18 protein-coding genes are annotated in these 22,541 nt (G+C 56.5%); 15 read left to right on the top strand and 3 right to left on the bottom strand.

The genetic code is table 11. The annotated features are described in order from the left end of the window. Nucleotides 1-224: 224 nt before the first annotated feature. A complete protein-coding gene (locus tag PT275_RS04280; protein ID WP_277152661.1) occupies nt 225-2,303 on the bottom strand; it encodes a M13-type metalloendopeptidase in 2,079 nt (692 codons plus the stop codon). A 233-nt stretch (nt 2,304-2,536) separates the two neighbouring features. Here PT275_RS04280 and PT275_RS04275 point away from each other — a divergent pair, with 233 nt between their 5' ends. From PT275_RS04275 to PT275_RS04265, 3 genes are all read left to right on the top strand, one after another. Continuing rightward, on the top strand, nt 2,537-3,574 hold the full coding sequence (locus PT275_RS04275; protein ID WP_277152659.1) for a DUF308 domain-containing protein: 1,038 nt from the start codon (nt 2,537-2,539) through the stop codon (nt 3,572-3,574). A 391-nt stretch (nt 3,575-3,965) separates the two neighbouring features. Continuing rightward, entirely contained in the window at nt 3,966-4,742 is a 777-nt protein-coding gene (map, locus tag PT275_RS04270; protein WP_277152657.1) for a type I methionyl aminopeptidase, read from the top strand. 270 nt (nt 4,743-5,012) lie between these two features. Then, nucleotides 5,013-6,308, top strand: coding sequence for a citrate synthase (locus tag PT275_RS04265; RefSeq protein ID WP_277152655.1), 1,296 nt, complete (start codon nt 5,013-5,015; stop codon nt 6,306-6,308). A 352-nt stretch (nt 6,309-6,660) separates the two neighbouring features. Here the strand turns inward: PT275_RS04265 and dapD are convergent, their stop codons facing one another. Continuing rightward, on the bottom strand, nt 6,661-7,668 hold the full coding sequence (gene dapD / locus PT275_RS04260) for a 2,3,4,5-tetrahydropyridine-2,6-dicarboxylate N-succinyltransferase (protein WP_277152653.1): 1,008 nt from the start codon (nt 7,666-7,668) through the stop codon (nt 6,661-6,663). Nucleotides 7,669-8,014: 346 nt separating this feature from the next. On the opposite strand from dapD, the gene PT275_RS04255 reads away from it, so the two are divergent. From PT275_RS04255 to PT275_RS04200, 12 genes are all read left to right on the top strand, one after another. After that, nucleotides 8,015-8,146 carry a hypothetical protein gene (locus tag PT275_RS04255; protein ID WP_277152651.1) on the top strand — a complete coding sequence of 44 codons (132 nt, stop codon included), beginning with the start codon at nt 8,015-8,017 and terminating at the stop codon, nt 8,144-8,146. Between the two features lie 199 nt (nt 8,147-8,345). Continuing rightward, on the top strand, nt 8,346-9,497 hold the full coding sequence (prfB, locus tag PT275_RS04250; protein ID WP_277152649.1) for a peptide chain release factor 2: 1,152 nt from the start codon (nt 8,346-8,348) through the stop codon (nt 9,495-9,497). A 92-nt stretch (nt 9,498-9,589) separates the two neighbouring features. Beyond that, complete coding sequence (gene ftsE, locus PT275_RS04245) at nt 9,590-11,050, top strand: cell division ATP-binding protein FtsE (protein WP_277152647.1); 1,461 nt, start codon at nt 9,590-9,592, stop codon at nt 11,048-11,050. Further along, the gene (ftsX, locus tag PT275_RS04240; protein WP_277152645.1) at nt 11,047-11,970 is read left to right on the top strand and encodes a permease-like cell division protein FtsX; all 924 of its coding nucleotides are present in this window, start codon (nt 11,047-11,049) and stop codon (nt 11,968-11,970) included. The genes ftsE and ftsX overlap by 4 nt, the downstream gene beginning before the upstream one ends. Nucleotides 11,971-12,071: 101 nt before the next feature. Next, nucleotides 12,072-13,505, top strand: a complete 1,434-nt coding sequence (locus tag PT275_RS04235) for a CHAP domain-containing protein (RefSeq protein WP_348519506.1) — start codon at nt 12,072-12,074, stop codon at nt 13,503-13,505. 152 nt (nt 13,506-13,657) lie between these two features. After that, nucleotides 13,658-14,137 carry an SsrA-binding protein SmpB gene (smpB, locus tag PT275_RS04230; RefSeq protein WP_277152643.1) on the top strand — a complete coding sequence of 160 codons (480 nt, stop codon included), beginning with the start codon at nt 13,658-13,660 and terminating at the stop codon, nt 14,135-14,137. A 128-nt stretch (nt 14,138-14,265) separates the two neighbouring features. Continuing rightward, nucleotides 14,266-15,201: an ABC transporter substrate-binding protein gene (locus PT275_RS04225; protein WP_277153660.1), complete on the top strand. Its 936-nt coding sequence runs from the start codon at nt 14,266-14,268 to the stop codon at nt 15,199-15,201. Nucleotides 15,202-15,509: 308 nt separating this feature from the next. Further along, nucleotides 15,510-16,496, top strand: coding sequence for an amino acid ABC transporter permease (locus PT275_RS04220; RefSeq protein WP_348519505.1), 987 nt, complete (start codon nt 15,510-15,512; stop codon nt 16,494-16,496). A 35-nt stretch (nt 16,497-16,531) separates the two neighbouring features. Beyond that, complete coding sequence (locus tag PT275_RS04215; RefSeq protein ID WP_277153659.1) at nt 16,532-17,353, top strand: amino acid ABC transporter ATP-binding protein; 822 nt, start codon at nt 16,532-16,534, stop codon at nt 17,351-17,353. 76 nt (nt 17,354-17,429) lie between these two features. Further along, nucleotides 17,430-19,319 carry a glutamine--fructose-6-phosphate transaminase (isomerizing) gene (gene glmS, locus PT275_RS04210; protein WP_277152641.1) on the top strand — a complete coding sequence of 630 codons (1,890 nt, stop codon included), beginning with the start codon at nt 17,430-17,432 and terminating at the stop codon, nt 19,317-19,319. A gap of 6 nt (nt 19,320-19,325) precedes the next feature. After that, nucleotides 19,326-20,063 carry a pseudouridine synthase gene (locus PT275_RS04205; RefSeq protein WP_277152639.1) on the top strand — a complete coding sequence of 246 codons (738 nt, stop codon included), beginning with the start codon at nt 19,326-19,328 and terminating at the stop codon, nt 20,061-20,063. Nucleotides 20,064-20,238: 175 nt separating this feature from the next. Beyond that, a complete protein-coding gene (locus tag PT275_RS04200; RefSeq protein ID WP_277152636.1) occupies nt 20,239-21,648 on the top strand; it encodes a sugar ABC transporter substrate-binding protein in 1,410 nt (469 codons plus the stop codon). A gap of 25 nt (nt 21,649-21,673) precedes the next feature. Here the strand turns inward: PT275_RS04200 and PT275_RS04195 are convergent, their stop codons facing one another. Then, nucleotides 21,674-22,450: a type III pantothenate kinase gene (locus tag PT275_RS04195; RefSeq protein WP_277152634.1), complete on the bottom strand. Its 777-nt coding sequence runs from the start codon at nt 22,448-22,450 to the stop codon at nt 21,674-21,676. Between the last annotated feature and the right edge of the window lie 91 nt (nt 22,451-22,541).

The raw sequence follows: 22,541 nt of genomic DNA, 5'->3' as shown, positions 1-22,541 counted from the left end.
TCGAAGAATACCGTTCATAGCGACAATCAAGCCGTACTTGGTCAGCTTGTGAAGTGAATGCATAAACGTATTACGAATAACAATACACAACAGAAAACAAGACGGTCGGAACGTTTTTGACAACGCTCCGACCGTCATGAGCCAATTATCTGCAGAATTATTTCGTACGCAGCTTGTTTGACGCTATTGGCTGTTGGGTAACAAACAAGCTGGAGGTTTTACTCCTACCAAATTGATACGCGAAGCTCCGGGTCAAGCCACAGCTTGTTGTTGGGCTGCACATCGAATGCCTTGTAGTAGAGGTCCACATTGCGCACGATACCGTTGGTGCGGAATTCGGCAGGGGAGTGCGGATCGATTTGCAGGTACTGTTCGGTCAGTTCCTCCCGTTGTGCGGTGCGCCAGATGGATGCGTAGCTCAGGAAGAAGCGCTGCAGACCGGTATAACCGTCGATTTGTGGTGCGCTCGCCAGTGATGCGGCGACCGCTTCCGGAGAGCCATCAACGGGTCGGCCAGCGGCCTTGTCAAGCGCGAAGGCGTAGGCCTTCAGGCTGATATTGACGCCGCTCAAATCGCCGATGTTCTCGCCGATGGTCAATGCTCCGTTGACGTGTGGGGCCTGATCCAAGTCATCGGCATACTTCTCTTGAAGTTGGGAAGGGATGAATCCGTTGTATTGGTTGATTAGAGCGGTGGTGAGCTTTTGGAAGTTCGCCTTGTCATCGGCGCTCCACCAGTCGTTGAGCTTACCGTCGCCGTCGTACTGGCTGCCCTGGTCGTCGAAGCCATGCCCGATCTCGTGGCCGATGACCGCGCCGATGCCACCATAGTTGGCGGCGTCATCGGCATCGGGGTTAAAGAACGGGGGCTGGAGAATGGCCGCAGGGAAGACGATGACGTTCATGGACGGCTCGTAATAGGCGTTGACGGTTTGTGGGTTCATCAGCCATTCTTCGCGGTCGACGACTTGGCCGACCTTGGAGAACTGGAATCCGGTCTCATAGGCGACGGCGGCGTTGAGGTCTTCGACCAGGCTCATTTCAGCCTTGATAGCGAGGGCGGTGTAATCGCGCCAGTGATTGGTGTAGCCGATCATCGGGGTGAACTTCGAGAGCTTTTCCAAAGCCTTGGCCTTGGTCGCCTCACCCAGCCATGTGCTGCCAGAGATGGAGACACGATAGGCCTCGATGATGTTGGAGACCAGCTGTTCCATCCGCTTTTTGGAGCTTTCAGGGAAGTGGAGGCGAACATATTCGCGGCCGACTTCCTCGCCGCAGATGCCGTTGACCAGGGAGACAGCGCGCTTCCAGCGGTCCCGCTGTTGCTTGGCGCCGGAAAGCACCTTGCCGTAGAAGTCGAATTGGGTCTTGTCGAAATCGCTGCTCAGGGTGCTTGCCGAACCGCTGATCATGGTCACGCGTGCCCAGAGTTTCAGATCTTCAAGCTCGCTCTGATCCCAGAACTTGTCGAATCCCGAAAGGAAGCTCGGCTCGTGCACGATGGTGCGCCTGAATGATGCGATGAGATCCAGCGGTTGCGCCTTGGCGGCGGGCAGTGCATTGTAGGATCGCTGCCACGCCTCAAGCCATGAGGCAAGGTCGAAATGCGAAAGCGTGGAGCTCAGTTTCTCGAAATCAGTGGGGTTGTAGGTCTTCTGCGAGTCACGGGTGGCCACATTGTCCCAATGGTTCGCGGCGATCTTGGTCTCGATTTCAAGGAAACGCTTGGCGTCTGCCTCGCTTTTCGCGCTATCGCCGTAATCGGCCAGCATCAACAGCTTGGTGACCATATGCACGTACTGTTCGCGGATCGGTGCGTAATGATCCTCGCGATAGTAGGCTTCATCGGGCAAACCGATGCCACCCTGCTCGATATGAAGGATGTTGTGTTCGGGGTCGCCCGGGTCACCGTAAACGCCGCAATCGAAGAAGTCAGGGCCGCCGACCGTGCTCAGCTCTCCCAAGACCTTGGTGAGCTCGGCCTTGTCACTGGCATTGTCGATACGGTTGAGCGCATCCTTGATAGGGCTGATGCCGGCCGCTTCGATGGCATCGGTATCGAGGAATGCACGGTACAGGCTTTGCGATTTGTGGGCGGGGCAGTTCTCGTCTTCGAGGATATCGCGGATTTGGTCTTCCGCGTCTTCGGCTAGCTTGTCAAAAGCGCCATAACGTGACCGGTCGTCGGGAAGCTCATAGGTGTCGATCCATGGTCCGTTGACGAATCGGAAAAGGTCGTCGCCGGGACTGATGGTGCTGGAGAATGAGGTCGTATCAAGGCCTGAAATCAAAGGTGTAGACATGGCTTTACTGTATCGGTGTTCGCTGACAAGAACGGGGTGTTGAGTTTGAAAGAAAAGCCGAAGAAAAACCGAAAGGAAACGAGGGGATTGATTTGGGTAGGCTGCTTGTTCGTCTGTTACCCAGCTGGTTTTCAGGAATAGTCTTTATGGTTTATCTGTTAGATTAAGCGGTAGTCGAAGTGATCCGCCACTGTGGGATTTTCTGGTGGAATGAATGATGATAAGGAGTCGACATGTCAGACGCCAATGTGAACGATAATGATCCAAACGTCAATGAAGGCAACAACAATAATCGTGCGCAACCAAACGGACAGCCGGAATATGGGGCGTATGCGTCCAATGGCATGAACGGCCAGAACCAACCAGGAAATGGCAATCCGCAGTATGGCCAGTATCAGGGCAACCAAGGTGGCGCTCCCCAGGGCGGGCCGAATGCCAATCCCTATATGTACAACAACGCACAAGGCCAGAATCCGAATCAGGGCCCTTACAACAACGGGTATGCCTCCAACGGGTATGGCCCTTATGCGGCCAACCCCAACCAATACGGTCAGCAGTATCCCAACGGCAATCCTTACGCCAACAACAATCAGAGCGGCCAATACCAATATGCACAGAACGGTCAGCAGCCCAACAATGGCGGGCCGACCGCAGGTAGCAGCAAGAGTTGGAAAGCACAACCCGGCAGCAATGAGTGGTGGCGTATGAACCCCTTCAAACTGGCTGAGGAATGGCTGCCCAATCAGGCCAAGAAGACCATTCGCATCGTCTATGGTGTTGTCGGCATTGTTGCCCTGTTGCTCGGTATCGCGCTGCTGGTCTGGCCAGGCAAGACGCTGGTGGCCGTGGCTGTTGTCCTTGGCGCCTACTTCGTGGTCTCCGGCGTCATCCGTGTTATCGGTGCCATCGTCGAAAACGGATTGCCGGGCGGCTGGCGCGTGCTTGACATCCTTGTCGGCCTCCTCTTGGTGATCGGTGGTGTGATCATGCTCAAGAACACTGCGATTTCCACCGCCTTGCTGACGATTCTGGTCACCCTTACCGTTGGCATCGGCTGGATCATGGAAGGCATCATGGCATTGGTCGAAACCTGGCGTCTGCCGAAGTCCGGTTGGGCGATCTTCTATGCGATCATCTCCATCCTCGCCGGCATCGTCGTGCTCTTCTCGCCGTTCACTTCGGTGATTGTGCTGGTCGTATTCGCCGGCATCTCCATGGTGATCATGGGCATCCTCGCCATCATCCGCGCCTTCCGTTTCGGCAAGAACTGATTCGGTAAGAACTGACGGGGTGGTTTACTTCCTTTCGTGCAGGTTACAGCGCGCAATCGGGTGTGAATAGCAGAATATTCCTCGTTGGCAATTATTTTGCCGGTGTATTAGGCAAGGACACGGACGTGTGCCTTTAGCAAATGGGAATATTCACTTTGCTGGTGCATTAGGGGTACAAACTTACGTTTGTGCCCCTAATCTTATTGGAATGTAAGTTCGTCATAGGGTTGGAGGCACCGATACAGGCTTGATACCCCGAAAATTACGGAAAACAAACGAATTCCGCTGGACATAGGCCACCGTTTACATAAAAGAGCGTGATTGCGCTCGATGTTGGCTTGATTGTCTTTTTGGCCGCAGGTTTGTTGGGTTGGCGAAGTAGGGTGAAGGCATGATTGAATTGAAAACGCCAAAGGAAATCGCTTCGATGAAGGTGGCCGGCCGCTTCGTCGGCAGCATCCTCAAGGAGTTGCAGGAAACCACCAAGGTCGGCACCAATCTGCTCGAGATTGACGACCTTGTCCGTCGTCGTATCGAAAGCCGCAAGGGCGCTGAGTCCTGCTATGTGGATTACGCCCCCGATTTCGGTACTGGCCCGTTCAAGCATTACATTTGCACTTCGGTCAACGATGCCGTTCTGCACGGCGTTCCGTACGATTATGCCCTGAAAGACGGCGACTTGATCAGCCTTGATCTGGCCATCAGCGTCGACGGATGGTGTGGTGATTCGGCAGTCAGCTTTGTGGTCGGCAAAGACCCGAATCCGGAGGATATCGCATTGATCAAGTGCACCGAAGAAGCACTCGCGGCCGGTATCGCCGCGGCGCAATCCGGCAACCGTCTGGGCGACGTGTCCGCAGCCGTCGGCGATGTGGCCCACGAACACGGTTATACCGTCAACATGGAGTTCGGCGGCCACGGCATCGGCCATGTCATGCACGGTGACCCGTTCGTTCCCAACGACGGCAAGGCCCATCACGGCTACAAGCTGCGTCCGGGTCTGACGATCGCCATCGAGCCGTGGTTCATGAAGACCACCGACGAGATCTATCAGGACGCCAAGGACGGCTGGACGCTGCGCAGCTCTGATGGCTCCAACGGGGCCCACAGCGAGCATACCATCGCCATCACCGACAACGGGCCGGAGATCCTGACGGTTCGTGAGTAGTCATTGGCTTGACAAGACACTCCTTTGTTCAGGCGGCATTCGTAACGTGAAGCGCGGATGCCGTTTTTTATTGTTCTGCCGGTCTGTTTCCTGAGACCTTGCAAATGTACGGAACGTGGACATCGGTTGCGCCAGTTTACATTCATGCAATAAGGTATGTTCAATCCCTGATTGGCTGCGGCAATGTTTTCGATTTTGTCTGTTTTATGCAACTATGCAGGAACATGGTGAATACGCCGGCAATCGGGGTGGCAAAGGAAGGTGGAAGTCATGGTAGAGGCAAAACTCAATGTGGATACGAGCAAGTTCGATCTGCCTATAGTCAAAGCCACGGAAGGTGCCGATGGCATTGTCGTTTCCAGCCTTCAGAATGACGGGTTCGTCACCCTTGATCCGGGCTTTTTGACCACGGCCCAGTGCGAGTCGAAAATCACCTTCATCGACGGTCAGAATTCCATTCTGCGCTACCGCGGCTATCCGATCGAGCAGTTGTGTGAACAATCCGATTTTCTTGAGGTGGCATGGTTGCTGCAGCATGGTGAGCTCCCGAGTAAAGCCGAATACGGGCGGTTCTGCGCCGATCTGAACCATCGCACCATGGTAGGCGAGGACTTCCGCAGCTTCATGGCTTCGTTCCCGCGTGCCGCCCAACCCATGAGTGTGCTCGCCTCCGCAATCAATGCGCTCGCGGCCTTCTACCCTGACACCACCGATATCAACGATCCCGACCAGTTGGATGAGTCGGCGCGCATCATCATGGCCAAGGCCCGTACCATTGTCAGCTATATTTATCGTCGCCGGCGTGACGAACCAATGCTCTATCCCGATATCGCCCGTGGTTATGTCGACGATTTTCTGCGGATGTGCTTCGCGGTGCCATACGAGCCGTACGAATCGGACGAATTGTCCGTTCATGCCCTGGGCCGTTTGCTGATCATCCATGCTGATCACGAGCAGAACTGCTCGACTTCCGTGGTACGTATCGCCGGCAGCGCTCATGCCAACCTGTATTCGGCGGTGGCCGCAGGTGTCAACGCGCTTTCTGGTCCTCTTCATGGCGGTGCCAATGAGGCCGTGTTGAAGCAGCTCGAGGTCATCCGCGATTCTGGTGAAAGCGTCGGCCGATTCGTCGAAAACGCGAAAAAGAACGGTGTGCGCATTTCCGGTTTGGGCCATCGTGTCTACAAATGTTATGACCCACGCGCGGTGGTTGCCAAGCACTATCTTGAGCGGCTTATGGCGCGCGGGGATGTCGATAGCCGCCTGCCTGCCGACGAACGTGCGCTTTTCGACATCGCCACGGAACTTGAGGACATCGCCACACACGACGATTATTTCGTCTCGCGTCACCTTTATCCGAATGTCGATTTCTACACCGGCCTGATTTACCGGGTCATCGGTTTTGATGCCCCGATGTTCACCCCGCTGTTTGCACTTGGTCGTATCCCCGGATGGATCGCGCAGTACCGTGAGATGCTGGCCGATCCACAGACCAAGATCGGCCGCCCTCGCCAGGTCTATACCGGCGAGGTCGAGCGCGATTACGTGCCGATGGACCAACGCTGACGACAATGCTCGCAAGGTTAAGCGTTTGTCGACGCCGTTTTATGTGCCGGTGTAGCCAAAAGCTATAGATTTGAAATTAAGAAGCAAGGTGGCGGCTTTTTACGTATCGTCCAGGAGCCTGGACCGATAATGAGCAATTGCGGAATCTCAGGTTTTTGTTTTTACGGTATTGAATACACGGCGCTAAACGTCGAAAGTACGGATTATGAAATTGAGTGCTGGAAACTTGGATTGAAGCTTGCACAGAAAGAAAAATCCCGCATAAGCCACGAACAAACGTTGAGGAAGGCAAAATGCGCACTCTCAACGTAGAATCGTGAACGTATACGGGATTATTGACCTATGGTTTGGATTATGAGTTCTTATGCAGCTTCTCGTTCAGGGCGATACCGACCTTGCGGTAGCGGGCCTCAATGGCGCCGCTCACCGAATTGCGAATGAAGAGAATGTTGTCTTTGCCTGAAAGTTCGGAGCCCTTGACGACATCCAGCGGTTCACCGGCGGCGATCCTGGCCTTGTCGTGAACGGTGATCTTGGTGCCGGCCGTGACATAGAGCCCCGCTTCCACCACACAGTTGTCACCCAGCGAAATGCCGATGCCGGCGTTCGCGCCGAGCAAGCTGTGCTCGCCGATGGAGTTGCGCAGCTTGCCGCCGCCGGAAAGCGTGCCCATGATCGACGAACCGCCGCCGACATCCGATCCGTTGCCGACGGTGACACCCTGTGAGACCCGGCCTTCGATCATGCAGGTACCGAGCGTGCCGGCGTTGAAGTTGACGAAACCGGCGTGCATCACCGTAGTGCCGGGAGCAAGGTGCGCTCCGAGACGTACCCGGTCCGCGTCGCCGATGCGTACGCCCTCTGGTACCACGTAGTCGACCATGCGCGGGAACTTGTCGACGCCGAGCACGTTGACATCGATGTGGGGGGAGGGCATGCCGCTTGCGTCCCGGCTGGAACGCGCGACCGCATTCATCACGTCCATCTTGCGCAGCGCGAAGCTCTCGGCGGCGAACGGTCCGTAATTGGTCCAAACGACGTTGGCCAACTTGGCAAAGATACCGTCCAGATTGATGGTGTTTGGCTCGACCATGCACATGCTCAGCAGATGCAGGCGCAGGTAGGCGTCGGCCGCGTCGGCAATGGGGGAGTCCAACGAAGAAACAGTAAACACAGGCATGCGGCGCACTCCGCGTTCGTCGACTTTGGTGCGTACTAGGGCGTCGAATTCGTGGCGGGGACGGTCGGCTTCGACTGGTGCCGAACCCATTTCCAATTTCGGATACCACACGTCCAGCGTGTTGCCCGCCTCGTCGATCGAGGCCAGCCCCCAGCCCCAAGCCGTCCGTTCGTCACTCATATTCGCTCCTTTTAGCTTCGTTGTTGAAATAAATATGTTTCTAATCTAGCGCAAACCCGCATATTTGTCCTTATATGACCCATGATTTGATGGCTAGAATATTGCTCTATTTTCTATGTTGAGTTGTGGGACGGGATATGCGATGCTGAGGCGTAAAGCTTGGCCTACGCAAAATCGGAGATTTTGCTTTCGCACTCGATACATCGCGCTCACTTCGCCTGCGGGAAGTCCATTGGACTTCCTGCTTGACGGCTCAGCCGGTAAGGGTGCCGAAGCATTGTATATCCCGTCCCACAATGTCAGTTGTCGGAACTTAAATCCCACATGCTCGATACAATGAAAGATTGTGAGTGATTACAGGAACGAACGCGAGCGCCGCGAGGGCCGTCGCCGCAATATCGTGCGCGCGATCTGCATCGTCGTGGCTGCGGCCATGCTGCTCGCGCTGGTGATTCCTGCAATCTATGCCGGTCTTTGACGACCTTGCATACGTTTTGGCGGCAAACCGGTGGTATCGAACGGCGGGTTTTGCGGTGTTGGATTCCATTGAGGCAATGACATGTACGCCGTAATGCGTGGGCAGTGAGGATCGCCGCAACCAGGTTCGATATGTAGCGGTTTTGCCGTGAAACGGACGGTCAGAGAGTTTTCAGCGAGTAATTATAAGGTGGAGTGCAATGGCAGAATTTGATTTTTCCCAGGCTTTGGGCGAGGCGCGTACGAAATACGAGACCATTGAAAAGGCGCTGGATGTCGACAGGTTGAAGTCCGAGATCAAGGATCTGGAGAAAGAGGCATCGGCGCCGAATCTCTGGGATGATGTTGACAACGCGCAGAAGGTTACCAGTCGGCTTTCCAACAAGCAGGGACTGATCAAGAAGCTCGATTCGCTTTCGAGCAGGCTTGACGATATTGAGACGCTTTACGAGTTGGGTCAGGAGGAAGATGATCCCGATTCGATGAAAGAGGCGCAGAACGGCGTCGACGCACTGCAGAAGGATCTCGACGAGATGGAGATCCAGACGCTGCTCGACGGCGAATACGACGAGCGCAGTGCCGTAGTGACCATCCGAAGCGGCGCCGGTGGTGTTGATGCCGCCGATTTCGCGCAGATGCTGCTGCGCATGTACCTGCGCTGGGCCGAGCGCAACGGTTACAAGGCCAAGGTCATGGACACGTCCTACGCCGAAGAGGCCGGCATCAAATCGGCTACTTTTGAGGTCGACGCACCGTATGCCTACGGCCGCCTTTCCGTGGAAGGCGGCACACATCGTTTGGTTCGTATCTCGCCGTTCGACAACCAGGGCCGTCGCCAGACCAGCTTCGCCGCCGTCGAGGTGGTGCCGTTGGTTGAGGAGACCGATCATATCGACATCCCTGATTCCGATATTCGCGTGGACACCTACTGCTCGTCCGGCCCCGGCGGACAGGGTGTCAACACCACCTATTCTGCGGTGCGCATCACCCATTTGCCCACCGGCATTGTGGTGACCATGCAGGACGAACGCAGCCAGATACAGAACCGCGCCGCCGCCATGGCCGTGCTCCAGTCCCGTCTTCTGGTGCTCCGTCACGAAGAGGAAGCCAAGAAGAAAAAGGAACTGGCCGGTGACATCAAGGCCAGTTGGGGCGATCAGATGCGCTCGTATGTATTGCATCCTTACCAGATGGTCAAGGACCTGCGCACCGGCTACGAGACCAGCCAGACGCAGGCCGTCTTTGACGGCGATATCAACGGGTTCATCGACGCCGGCATCCGTTGGCGCCACGAACAGCGCCGTCAGGCAGCTTTGGAAGCCGAACAGGCTGAAGACAACGATAAAAAGTAAAGACTTTCAGTCATTTCAAGGAAATCAGGACAGTCGGCGGTGCCGATGTCTTTAGATTTGAATGCATCGGAACATAGTAAGGAAACGGCATTATGGCGTTGATCACGTTGGACAAGGTCACGAAGATCTATCCGAAGGGCACACGGCCGGCTCTCAAAGACATCAATCTGAATATCGAGCGGGGCGATTTCGTCTTCCTCGTGGGTGCGTCGGGTTCCGGCAAAACGACATTGCTGAGCTTGCTGTTGCGTGAAGAGGAAGCCACAGACGGCGAAATCCGCGTGGCCGGAAACGATTTGCGACGCCTGACCTCCCGGCAGATTCCGCAGTACCGCCGTTCCATCGGCTTCATTTTCCAGGACTACAAGCTTCTGAACAACAAGACGGTCTGGGAGAATGTCGCCTTTGCCCTTGAAGTCATCGGCACTCGGCGTTCGACCATCAAGTCGCTGGTTCCCAAAGTCCTTGAAACCGTGGGGCTTACGGGCAAGGAAAAGAATTACCCGCACGAGCTTTCCGGTGGTGAGGCCCAACGTGTAGCCATCGCCCGCGCCTATGTCAACCATCCGCAGATCCTTCTGGCCGACGAGCCCACCGGTAACCTCGACCCGACCACGTCCTTGGGCATCATGGAGGTCTTGGACGCCATCAACCGCACTGGTACCACCATCGTGATGGCGACTCACAACGAGGAGATCGTCAATTCCATGCGCAAGCGTGTGGTCGAGCTGCACGCAGGCAAGATCGTACGTGACGAGGCCAAGGGCAGTTACGATTCTGCCCGATACTTCCCGGACGCCGAAGTGGAGTCCAAAGCCAAGCAGGTCATTGATCCTGCCACCAATAAATACAAACGGCCGCAAAGTTCACAGGCTCACGCAATCAGTGAATTACCAAACGTGTCGGCCGGTGAGACCGTCAGCGACCGTTCCACCGTCGCCAAGCAGGCCATGGATGCCGTGGCCAGTGCGGTGAACAACGGAACCGCCGAAAATGAGGGCATCGCCCGTCTTGCCAATGCCATGCATTCAGGACGGAAGGGACGATACGGCGAGGCGTTCCAGTCGGCTGAGACCACGATGACCTGGGGCAAAGGCCTGACGCACGAAGAAATGACCAGTGCGAATGAACCTGATGCCGACAATGGTGAATCGAAACAAAACGATACGTCTTCAAACGCGGCCTCTAAACAAAAGGAGCATATCAAGCCCGGCGCCTCATCGTTACCAGCAAAGGCACAGACCGGCAAGTCCGAGGGTGATGCGCACCCGGCTTCCGGCACTGCTCAAGCTGAACAGCATGGCAAACACGGCAAAGGCCGCAGCACAAATTCGGCATCGAGCGCAACTTCGCAGAACGCCGAAAACGCCAGAAAACCGCAGAATGTCACCAATGGCACGAAGACAACGAAATCGATTCCGGCCATTCCTGCACCGCCGGTACCGCCTGCGCAACACAAGTCCAAGCCGGTTGACAACAAATCCAACGCAGACAACAAGACCCAGGGCAACCAAACCCGCCAAAGCGGCGACATTTCGGAGGAGCGGAAATGAGAGCACGGTTTATCCTTTCTGAAACATGGACAAGTCTGAGGCAGAACGTCTCGATGATTCTTTCCGTGTTGCTGGTCACTTTCATCTCCTTCCTTTTCATCGGGGCTTCCGGCCTGATGCAGGCGCAGATCACCAAGGCCAAAGGCGATTGGTACAAAGAGGTGGAAGTTGTTGTCTGGCTCTGCCCGGACGGCACCAGTCAGGTGGCCAACTGCTCGGCGGGCAAGGCACCGACCAAACAGGAGATTGTCCAGCTGCAGGACAAGATCCATGACGATTTGGGTAACGTGGTCTCGAAGATCACCTACGAAAGCCGTGAGGATTTCTACAAGAACACGTTCCTGAAGCAATACCCCAACGGCATCTATCAGGGCCGCACGTTGACCGCCGCGGATATGCAGGATTCATTGCGGCTTAAATTGAAGGATCCGACCAAGTACCAAGAAGTTTCCGAAACGTTGACCGGCAGTCAGGGCGTCGAGGAAGTGCTCGATCAACGCCAGATTTTCGACCCTGTTTTCGCGGTGCTCAACAAGGGGACCGTGGTCACGTTGGTTCTGGCGGCGGTGATGGTGGTCGTGGCCGTCCTACTTACGGCGATCACCATTCGCATGAGTGCGGCGAGCAGGAAAAACGAGACCGAGATCATGCGGCTGGTCGGCGCCTCGAACTGGACGATTCGATTGCCGTTCGTACTCGAAGGTGTGTTGGCCTCGTTCCTGGGATCGCTTTTGTCTTGCGTGGCCCTGAGCGCGATCGTCAAACTGTTCATCACCGATTGGCTGGCCAAGACGGTGCAGTGGATGCCGTTCGTCAACCAGGCGACGGTATGGCTTATCGCGCCCGCCCTTATTTTGGGTGCGATGCTGCTTTCGGCGGTCGTTTCCACGATTTCCCTGCATCGCTATCTGCAAGTCTGATGGTGCATGCCGCTTGGTCTTGAAAATATAGCCCTCATTGAACACATTGAAATACGTTTGCTATAATGCGAGAGTCATGAACTTTAGGAAAGGTTTTAGTTGTGCTTAAAGCTACTAGACGGATACGTGCATTGATAGGATCGGTATTTGCTATCGCCATGCTCTCGACCTGTGTCACTGCGGGACTGACGTTTGGCGTCGCCCCGGCCCGGGCCGTCACCTCACAGGACTATCAACGAAAGCAGCAGGAAACCAACAATCTCAAGGCCCAGCTCGCCGGAGTCAGCTCTACACTTGCCTCCAAGATCATCGAGCTGGACGACCTGAACAACAATCAGCTTCCGGCGGCCCAGCAGTCCGCCGATGATGCGCAGAACAACGCCTCGCAAGCTCAGGATGCGGCCAAGGCGGCGTCCGATCGTCTGGATGCGGCCATCAAGGACAAGGACGATCTGGAAGCCCAGATCAAGCAGACCGGTATGGACTATGACGATGCCAAGGCCGGTGTCGCGCAAGTCGCCCGCGATAGCTTCCATGCTTCACAGGCCACACAGGTGATGGATGTGGTGACCAAGTCGTCAACCACGCAGGACTTCGTCGACAAGATGCAATCCCAGGCAGCCGTCAAGCGCAGCGAGGCCAATGCGGCCGACGAGGATGCCAATACCTTGAATTCCTCGCAGAACCGTAAGCAGCGTCTTGAAGCCATCGAGCAACAGATTTCCAAATTGAAGGTCGAGGCCGACAACCAGGCCGCTAGCGCACAGCAGGCCGCTCAGGATGCGCAGGCCAAGCAGGCGAGCCTGCAGGACCTGCTCAACAAGGGAATGAGCGAACGCGATGATCTGGAATCGCAAAAAGGCGAGCTGACCACGCAATCCGCCCGCAACGCGGCAGAATTGGTGACCATGCAGGCGCAGATCCACGCGCAGATGGCTTCGGCGGTGGCGGCGACCAGCAACAATTACGATCCGCGTGCCAATGGGCAGCAGGGAAGCCACGTTTACAACAAACCGTCTGTTTCCAGGCCATCGGCTCCGGCATACCAGCCGCCTGCCCCTGTGTATCAGCCCTCCGCTCCGGTCAGTGCCAGCGGCATGAACTACAGCGTGCCCGGCAATTGCTGGGGGGTGCAAGGCTTCTGCTATGGCCATCCGACGGGGGATTCGGGCAATGCCTATCCTTCCCGCCAGTGCACCTTGTGGGCTTACCTTCGTCGTCACCAGCTGGGGCTTCCCGCGGGTTCATACATGGGCAACGGCGGCAGCTGGGGTGACACCGGCCGCAGGCTCGGCTATCTGGTCAACAACACGCCGCATGTCGGCGCGGCCGTGGTCTTCCGCCCCGGCCAGGCGATTCCCAGCATGACGCGTGGCACCTGGCACGCCAATGCGGCATGTGGCCATGTCGCTGTGGTGGAGGCCGTAGGCAACGGCTATATCATGATTTCCGAAGGCGGTGTCGGTTTCGGCGCCAATCAGGGCTTCATGGAACCGGTGAGCAATCCTGGTGCCTATGAATACGTGCATTATTAAACATCGGTGGCAGTGAGGTTACCGAATAGGACCGCATTGCATCGTTGAATCGTTTGGGCGCGTCGCTCCCCCAGTCGGGGGTGACGCGCCTATGCTATGGTCAGGTCATATTGATGAGCAAGAACGCGGGATAAAAGACAAAGGGGAGAGACATGGCGAAGGAACAAGGAACGCAGATGATTGCGCAGAACCGCAAGGCGCGGCACAACTATACTATCGAAGATCATTACGAGGCAGGTCTGGTCTTGACCGGCACTGAGGTCAAATCGTTGCGTGAAGGTCGCGCGTCATTGGCCGAATCGTTCGTTTCCATCGACCGCAATGGTGAGATGTGGCTGGAAGGTGCGAATATTCCCGAATATCTCAACGGCACATGGAACAACCACGCGCCAAAGCGCAAACGCAAGCTGTTGCTGCATGCCTCGCAGATCGCCAAACTCAGTCGCCAAACCGAAGCCAAAGGCTACACGATCGTGCCGTTGAGCCTCTATTTCAAGGATGGTCGTGTCAAAGCCGAAATCGCGCTGGCCCAAGGCAAGAAGGAATACGACAAACGCCAGTCCCTGCGTGAGGCGGAAGACAAGCGTGAGGCTCTACGTGCGATGCGTTACAAGAACAAGCTGGTGCGTTGAAATCCAGATAAATGTTTGGAATGTCCATTTATTGAGACGGTAATTTTGCATAAAATACATGAATGAGTATATTATTCATTTATAAGAAGAAGGCGGACCGTCCGAATCCGCCTCAGAGAGGATTCGATATGTCGTTCAATATTTCAAAGACAATAAAGGGCATTCTGGCTGGAGTCTGTGCCACGGCGATGTTGGCGAGCGTTGCGGCGTGCGGTACCACCGACGAAAGCGACAAAAGCGCCACTCCGAAAAGCAGTGCCTCCAACACCAGCTCGGTCAAAAAGGACGACAAGATCGCCGCGATGCTGCCGGATTCGGTTACGAAGGACGGCAAGTTCACCGTCGGAGTCTCGCCGGATTATGCGCCTGCCGAATTCCTTGACAAGGACGGCAAGACGCCGATTGGCTATGACATGGACGTGGCCAAGGCGCTTGCGGCCGTCTTCGGCTTGAAATTCGACCCGACCTCCGCCGAATTCGATTCCATCATGCCGGGCATCGGCTCGAAATATGATGTCGGCATTTCCGGCTTCACCATGGATCCCGCCCGTAAGGATGCCGGCGAATTCGTTTCCTTCCTCAACGTTGGTGCCTCCTTCGCCGTGCAGAAAGGCAACCCCAAGAAGCTTTCGATCGACAATCTTTGCGGGCACAGCGTGGCCGTGCAGACCGGCACCGTTCACGAGACCACGGTGAAGAACCTGAGCCAGCAGTGCACCGCTTCCGGTAAGAAGGCCATTGATATCCAGTCGATGAAGGAACAGACCGTGGTGGCGACCAACGTGGCCACCGGCAAGGCCGATGCGTTCTGTGCCGACTCCCCGGTTTCGGGCTATGCCGTCAAACAGAACGGCGACCAGCTTGAGCTGCTGGGCAAGGCCTTCAACATGACCCCTGAGGCCGTGGTGGTCAAGAAGGGCGACATGCAGACCGCGAAGGCCGTGCAGGCCGCGCTGCAGAAGCTGATGGACGACGGTACGTATATGAAGATCCTCAAGTCCTGGGGTGACGAGTCCGGCGCCATCAAGGAAGCCAAGATCAACGATTACAGCGACGTCAAGTAAATAGTTGGCGTTGTGGATGGGAGGTTCGGCCGATGCCTGCGGGTGTCGGCCGGACCTTCTTGGTATTGCGGTGATTGTTGATATTGCAGGTGCTGTTGGCTCTTTACGTTGTTGTAATTGGTGCGGACGGGTGATTGTTCGTCATCGTAATGCCCTGGTGCGGGATTGATTCGTCTTAGTCGTTTCCGAATATGAGATAACAACACAATTATGCGTAGCTTCGTATAATATACAAATATGTTCTATGAGTGTTTCGGTTGTTGAAACACAAAACGGATTTTAAGCGTCAGTAAGAGGAAAGGTGCGGCATGGCACACAAAAGTCAATCGGATGGGCTTGATATTCCCAATCGGATTCACGCGAGGCCGGTGCATCGTCCCGGATCGCTGATCGCCGGCATCATTGTTGCGCTTTTGGCGGTGATGCTCGCACATGGGATGGTGACCAATAAGAAGTTCGATTGGCCCACCGTCTGGAAATACCTATTCAATGAGCATGTCCTCAACGGCATCGGCTGGACGCTCATCCTGACGGTGACTTCCATGCTCATTGCCATCGTGCTGGCCGTGCTGCTGGCGGTGATGCGCAAGTCCGTCAACCCGGTGCTGCGTGGCGTGAGCTGGTTCTGGATCTGGTTCTTCCGCGGCACGCCTGTGTATACGCAGCTTGTGTTTTGGGGTCTTTTCGCTGTGCTGATCCCAACGATTTCGCTGGGCATTCCCTTCACCAACATCAATTTCTGGCAGATGGACACCGCTCAGCTCAACAAGATCATCCAGCCTGGTTTCCTTGCAGCGATGACCGGCCTGGCCCTGAACGAATCGGCTTATCTGGCCGAAATCGTCCGTGCGGGACTTGAAGCCGTCGATCCGGGGCAGAGCGAGGCCGCCGAAGCGCTGGGCATGCCGCGAACGATGATCATGCGTCGTGTGATTCTGCCGCAGGCCATGCGCATCATCGTGCCGCCTACCGGCAACGAGGTCATCAGCATGCTCAAGACCACCTCGCTGGTCTCCGCGGTGCCGTTCAGCCTCGAAATCCAGTTCGCCACCAACGCCATCGCCAACCGCATCTACAAGCCGATTCCGCTGCTCATGGTGGCATGCTTCTGGTATCTGGTGATCACTTCGATCCTCATGGTCGCGCAGGCCTGGCTCGAACGCTACTTCGGCAAGGGATTCAACGAAGGGGCCAACGGACCGTCCGCTGGCGACGACGATGGCGAAGTCGACAAACCTGCCGCAAAGACTGCCGCTGCCGGTGGCGAGACGGCGTTTCTTGGATTGAACGCATAGGGGAAGCGAGGAATATGAATAACGACGATACGGCGATGGCTATGATGACAAACGACAATGATGTGCAATCCGCTCTGGAACGTGGCGCTGTCCCTGCGGTCAAAGCGGCGCAGGTGCACAAGGCGTTCGGCAGCCTCCATGTGCTCAAAGGCATTGACATGACGGTGATGCCGGGCACGGTGACCGTGATTCTGGGTCCTTCCGGATCCGGCAAATCCACGTTCCTGCGTCTGATCAACCAGCTTGAAACCCTGACCGGCGGCAGCATCGAGGTCGACGGTGAACTCATCGGCTACAAGCACGTCAACCACGGCGGCAAAGACGAGCTGCAGACCCTAAGCGACAAGGAGATCGCCAAACAGCGAGAAAAGCTTGGAATGGTCTTCCAACGGTTCAACCTCTTCCCGCACCGCACCGTGCTTGAAAACGTGATGGAGGCGCCGGTGCATGTCGCCAAGGTGCCCAAGAAACAGGCCCGCGAACAGGCCATGAAAGAGCTGGAGCGCGTGGGTATGGCCGATCGTGCCGATTATTATCCGATGCAGCTTTCCGGCGGGCAGCAGCAGCGCGTCGCCATCGCCCGCGCGCTGGCCATGAACCCCAAGATCATGCTTTTCGACGAGCCGACATCGGCGCTTGACCCGGAGCTCGTAGGGGAAGTGCTCGGTGTGATGCGCTCGCTTGCCGACGCCGGCATGACGATGATCGTGGTGACCCACGAGATCGGATTCGCCCGCGAAGTGGGCGACCAGATCGTCTTCATGGATGGAGGCGTGGTGGTCGAACACGGCGGCCCCGAAATTATAGACAACCCCCAAGAGCCCCGTTTCAAGGATTTCCTGAGTCATGTGCTGTAAACGGTTGCGCACAGCCAAGTGAAACTTTCGCAAGGAGGGTGTTTCATTTCACGAGCATCACGTAGAGTGGAAAGCTATGTGTGGAATCGTTGGATTTGCAGGAAACAAGACAGCTTGCGGGAAACCGCTGGAAGTGTGTATGCAAGGGCTCGAACGCCTTGAATATCGTGGATATGATTCGGCCGGCGTGGCTTTGGCGGCTCCCGGAATGCAAACCGTTGCCGTACGCAAGAAATCAGGTCGGCTGGCCAATCTTGCCGAAGACATCAAACGCAGCCCCATGCCGGACGCGACCGTAGGCATCGGCCATACCCGTTGGGCCACGAACGGTGAGCCCAGCGACGTCAACGCGCACCCGCATACCAGCCAGGACGGCAAGATCGCCATCATTCATAACGGCATCATCGAAAATGCCGAGAAACTGCGGATGGATCTGCAGAGCGAGGGGTATACCTTCGCTTCCGCCACCGATACCGAGGTCGCTGCGAAACTACTGGGCAAAATCGCCAACATCATCGTCGAAGAGACCGGAAAGCCTGATCTTTTCGAGGCGCTGCGACGTATGGCACGGATGCTTTCCGGCGCATTCACCATTCTGGCGGTGGACATTCGCCAGCCCGATATCGTGGTCGGCGCCCGACATGATTCGCCATTGGTTGTCGGCCTTGGCGACGGCGAGAACTTCCTTGGTTCCGATGTCGCGGCGTTCGTCGCCTATACCAAAGAGGCGATGGAACTCGATCAGGACCAGGCGGTCTGCATTTCCGGCGACACGGTGACGGTCACCGATTTCGATGGCAACCCCGTCACCGATTCCAAGCGGTTTACCGTCGACTGGGACGCCAGCGCTTCCGAAAAGGGTGGCTGGGACTCCTTTATGGACAAGGAAATCCACGAGGACCCTGCGGCAGTTCGTAATACGTTGCTGGGTCGCTTCGACGAAGACGGGGACATCAAGCTCGACGAGCTGCATATCGATCCAGAGACGTTCAAGCAGATCGACAAGATCATCGTTGTGGCTTGTGGTACCGCTAGTTACGCAGGGATGGTGGCCAAATACGCCATCGAGCACTGGGTGCGCATTCCCGTCGAGGTCGAGCTCGCGCACGAATTCCGCTATCGCGACCCGATTCTGACCCCGCGCACGCTGGTGGTCGCCATCTCGCAGTCCGGCGAGACCATGGACACGCTGATGGCATTGCGCCATGCCCGCGAACAAGGGTCGCGCGTGCTCGCCATCTGCAATACCCAGGGTTCCACGATTCCGCGCGAATCCGACGCCGTGCTCTATACACATGCCGGCCCGGAAATAGCCGTGGCCTCCACCAAGGCCTTCGTCTCGCAGATCGTGGCCGCCTACCTCCTTGGCCTTTATTTCGCGCAGATCAAAGGCACGCTGTATCGTGACGAGATTCACCAGATCTTGGACCAGCTCAAGGCCATGCCGGGCAAGATCCAGTGGGTGCTCGACAACGAAGCGGGAGCCGTCAACGACGCGGCAAAGAAACTGCTCAATGCCAAGTCGTTCCTCTTCCTCGGACGTCATGTCGGCTACCCGGTGGCCATGGAGGGCGCGCTGAAACTCAAGGAGATCGCCTACACCTTCACCGAGGGATTCGCCGCCGGCGAGCTCAAGCACGGGCCTATCGCGCTGGTCGAGGAAGGCGAGCCGGTCGTGGTCATCGTTCCGTCCTCGCGTGGCAGAAACGTCTTGCACAACAAAGTCATCTCCGCTATCGAAGAGGTCAAGGCGCGTGGTGCCTTCACCATCGCCGTGGCGGAAGTCGGCGATCCGGACGCGGAGAAGTATGCGGATATCGTCTTCTGGCGGCCCGAATGTCCGACGCTTTTAAGCCCGCTGGTCGATGTGGTGCCGTTGCAGCTCTTTGCGCTGGATGTGGCCAAGCTCAAAGGCTATGACGTCGACAAGCCGCGCAACCTCGCCAAGTCTGTGACGGTTGAGTAATACATTTTGCAATCAGGACATCGCTTTGTTTTCGATGAACCGGAAGTGCCGTTTGCGTTGACGGTTCTTTACGAGGACGACAACATCATCGTGGTGGACAAGCCGCATTTCCTGGCCACTACGCCGCGGGGAATGTGGTACCGGCAGACGGCGTTGGTCAGGTTGCGCAAGCACTTTAAGGAGCCGCAGATCACGCCGGCGCACCGGCTCGACCGCCTGACTGCCGGTGTGGTGCTGTTTGTGCGCAATCCGGAAAGGCGTCGGGACTACCAGATGCTGTTTCAGGAGCATCGGGTAGAGAAAGTCTACGAATGTCTTGCACCCTGCAGGCCTATAGCCGTCCCCAAAACCGGAACGCTCAGCAAGCTTAGTCCTCCCGCAGTTTTCCCGTTGAAACGGCGCTCGCATATCGTCAAAGACCGCGGCCGGCTGCAGGCCTACGAAATTCCGGGTCTTGTCAACGCCGAAACGGTCATCGAGCTGGGCGATACCGAAGGAGGGATCGTCACTCAGGGTTATCGTCGTTACCTGCTCCGTCCCCAAACCGGGAAAACGCATCAGTTGCGGGTTCACATGAATTCATTGGGCCTGCCAATCAAAGGCGATGATTTGTATCCGAACATCACGCAACCTGATTATGCGGATTTTTCGAATCCGCTGCAACTGGTGGCGCGTTCGGTGCGTTTTGTCGATCCGGTCAGCCATGAACCGCGTACATTCATTTCACGGGTTCCGCTCGGCTGAATTGGTACGGTTCCAAGCAGGTCGCGCATCGTCGAAAGTCGGAAAAGACCGACGAAATCCAACGGAAACAAAGGTAGCCGAAAAGAGGCTCGGGTGCTTGGCCCGTCGTTTTCAACGTTTTCGGCCATGGTGTAATCTCGATGTTGACAAGATGGAACGACCGGGGAGTGATGGCATGAAAGCACGTTGGCGCCTGAAGCTGCTTGCGGCGTTGACTTCCATGTTCATATTGCTCGCCACAACGGCCGCCTGCGGCCAGCAGGACAACCGCACCGTGGTCACGGTCTGGTCGTGGGAACCGAGCATGAAGGCCGAAGCCCGCGATTTCGAGCGCGCCAATCCCGATATCCGTGTGGATATCAAAGCCACCAGCGGTTACGACAATCTCAATTCCGCCATCCAGGACGGCTATAATATGCCTGACGTGGTGCAGCTCGAGTATTTCGCCCTGCCGCAGTACGCCGTAAGCGGCCAGTTGCGTGACATCACCGACCAGACGCAAGGGTACGGCGACAACTACACGCCGGGTACGTGGTCGAGCGTGCACATGAACGGCCGGGTCTACGGGGTGCCGATGGATTCCGGACCCATGGCCTTTTTCTATAATGATGATGTCTTCCGTCAGGCCGGGGTGGACGCCTCGCAGATACACACGTGGAACGATTATTACGAAGCCGCCAAAAAGCTCAAGGCCATAGGCGTCTACATCGCGGCGGACGCCGGGGACGCGAGCTTCTACAATGCGATGATCTGGCTCAATGGCGGCCGTCCGTTCCATACCAGCGGCGACGGCAAAACCGTGACCGTCAACCTTTCCGATGACCAGGGGACGCAGTCTTTTACGGCATTCTGGCAGAAAATGATCGACGAAGGGCTTATCGACACCCAGCTCAACACCTGGTCCGATGGATGGAAAGACGCGCTTGCCCAAGGGTCGGTCGCTTCGGTGTTTTCGGGGGCATGGATGCCTTCGTTGCTGCTTTCCGATGTGCCCGGAAGCGCGGGACTTTGGCGTGTCGCCCCGATGCCGACGGCCGATGGCTCGCAGACCAATGCAGAGAACGGGGGATCGGCGCTCGCCGTGCTGCATCTGACACGCAAGCCCGAAGCTGCGATGCGTTTCATCCGCTATGTCTGCCTGGACCAGTCCGGCATATCCAAACGTGTGGATGGCGGTGCGTTCCCCGCCGACAAGGCGACGTTGAATAGCCATCAGTTCCTTACCAAAACCACGATTCAGGATTCGCGCGGCATTGATGTTCCGTATTTCGGGGGTCAGCAGTTCAACCGCGTGCTTTCGCGTGCTGCCGAGAACGTGTCGTTGGGTTATCAGTATTTGCCGTTCGAGGTCTACGCACGAGGAGATTTCCGTGCGACGGTGGGGCAGTCCTACAAGTGGACGAATGCCGATCGTGCCTTGCAGAAAGTCCAGAATCAGATCAACGTCGGACAGGTGAACACCGACGGAAGCCCGCTGAAGCTTCCGGAGGACCCTGGTCCCAAGATCAGCCTGATGTACGGAATTACGCTATGGCAGAAGGACATCAAGGAGTACGGCACGAATCAGGGCTTTATGATGCAATGATGCCGGTTAGCGGTTAGCGTGCCGTTCAGGCGTTGAGTCGATAGATGGCCGACATGCCCTTGAAGATCAGATCAGGGTCGTAAACGTCGATGGCGTCGGTGTCATCCTTGAAAATCGAGCCGAGGCCACCCGTGGCGATTACTTTGAAATCCTCATCTATCTCACGATGGAACTGCTCGACGGTGTGTTCGATGCCACCAAGGAAGTTGTAATATAACCCCGCCTGCATGGCCGTTTTGGTGCCTTTGGCCAGTATGGAATCCGGTCTGGTGATTTCCACTTCTGGAAGTTGGGCGGTGCCGGAAACCAACGAACTAATCGAGGTCTGCAATCCGGGGCTGATCAGGCCGGCGGTGATGGCCTTGTTGACATCGACGTAATTGAACGTGGTCGCCGTACCGAAATCCGCGACCAAAACAGGGCCACCGTATATTTCGAACGCGCCGACGCAGTCCGCCAAGCAATCCGCGCCCAATGATTTCGGGTCATCCAGGCGGATGGAAAGCCCGGATTTGACGCCCGGGCCGACGATGATCGGATCGATATCAAGGAATTTGACGATGCTGGAACGGAAGGAATGCATGATCTGCGGCACCACCGAAGCGATGATGACGTCCTCGACGTCATCGGGAGTGTAGCCACCCGATTCAAGGAACTGAAGCAGAAGCAGGCCATATTCGTCGCTGGTACGGAAGGTCTTGGTGGTGATGCGCCAGGTGTCGGTGATGGTGGCGGCGGGAGAGCTGTCGTCCACCACGCCGATTTCGATGTTCGTGTTGCCGATATCAATCGCGAGTAACATTTCGCCCGCCTTCCCTTCGTTTCATTGGCACAATGCAACGAACGCTTTGTCGCCGGTGTTGCGTTTCCATCATACGCTGCCGGAGGCGTAA

Origin of the sequence: Bifidobacterium sp. ESL0745, assembly GCF_029433335.1 — a bacterium.
Lineage (GTDB): Bacteria > Actinomycetota > Actinomycetes > Actinomycetales > Bifidobacteriaceae > Bifidobacterium.
This window is presented reverse-complemented; position numbering and strand designations above follow the sequence as displayed.

Excerpts from the sequence above, each read along its gene's own strand:
- PT275_RS04265 (WP_277152655.1), top strand. The coding sequence starts at position 5,013 with ATGGTAGAGGCAAAACTCAATGTGGATACGAGCAAGTTCGATCTGCCT.
- dapD (WP_277152653.1), bottom strand. The coding sequence starts at position 7,668 with ATGAGTGACGAACGGACGGCTTGGGGCTGGGGGCTGGCCTCGATCGAC.
- PT275_RS04215 (WP_277153659.1), top strand. The coding sequence starts at position 16,532 with ATGGCTATGATGACAAACGACAATGATGTGCAATCCGCTCTGGAACGT.
- PT275_RS04225 (WP_277153660.1), top strand. The coding sequence starts at position 14,266 with ATGTCGTTCAATATTTCAAAGACAATAAAGGGCATTCTGGCTGGAGTC.
- glmS (WP_277152641.1), top strand. The coding sequence starts at position 17,430 with ATGTGTGGAATCGTTGGATTTGCAGGAAACAAGACAGCTTGCGGGAAA.
- map (WP_277152657.1), top strand. The coding sequence starts at position 3,966 with ATGATTGAATTGAAAACGCCAAAGGAAATCGCTTCGATGAAGGTGGCC.
- PT275_RS04275 (WP_277152659.1), top strand. The coding sequence starts at position 2,537 with ATGTCAGACGCCAATGTGAACGATAATGATCCAAACGTCAATGAAGGC.
- PT275_RS04200 (WP_277152636.1), top strand. The coding sequence starts at position 20,239 with ATGAAAGCACGTTGGCGCCTGAAGCTGCTTGCGGCGTTGACTTCCATG.
- ftsX (WP_277152645.1), top strand. The coding sequence starts at position 11,047 with ATGAGAGCACGGTTTATCCTTTCTGAAACATGGACAAGTCTGAGGCAG.
- prfB (WP_277152649.1), top strand. The coding sequence starts at position 8,346 with ATGGCAGAATTTGATTTTTCCCAGGCTTTGGGCGAGGCGCGTACGAAA.
- PT275_RS04195 (WP_277152634.1), bottom strand. The coding sequence starts at position 22,450 with ATGTTACTCGCGATTGATATCGGCAACACGAACATCGAAATCGGCGTG.
- PT275_RS04220 (WP_348519505.1), top strand. The coding sequence starts at position 15,510 with ATGGCACACAAAAGTCAATCGGATGGGCTTGATATTCCCAATCGGATT.
- ftsE (WP_277152647.1), top strand. The coding sequence starts at position 9,590 with ATGGCGTTGATCACGTTGGACAAGGTCACGAAGATCTATCCGAAGGGC.
- PT275_RS04280 (WP_277152661.1), bottom strand. The coding sequence starts at position 2,303 with ATGTCTACACCTTTGATTTCAGGCCTTGATACGACCTCATTCTCCAGC.
- smpB (WP_277152643.1), top strand. The coding sequence starts at position 13,658 with ATGGCGAAGGAACAAGGAACGCAGATGATTGCGCAGAACCGCAAGGCG.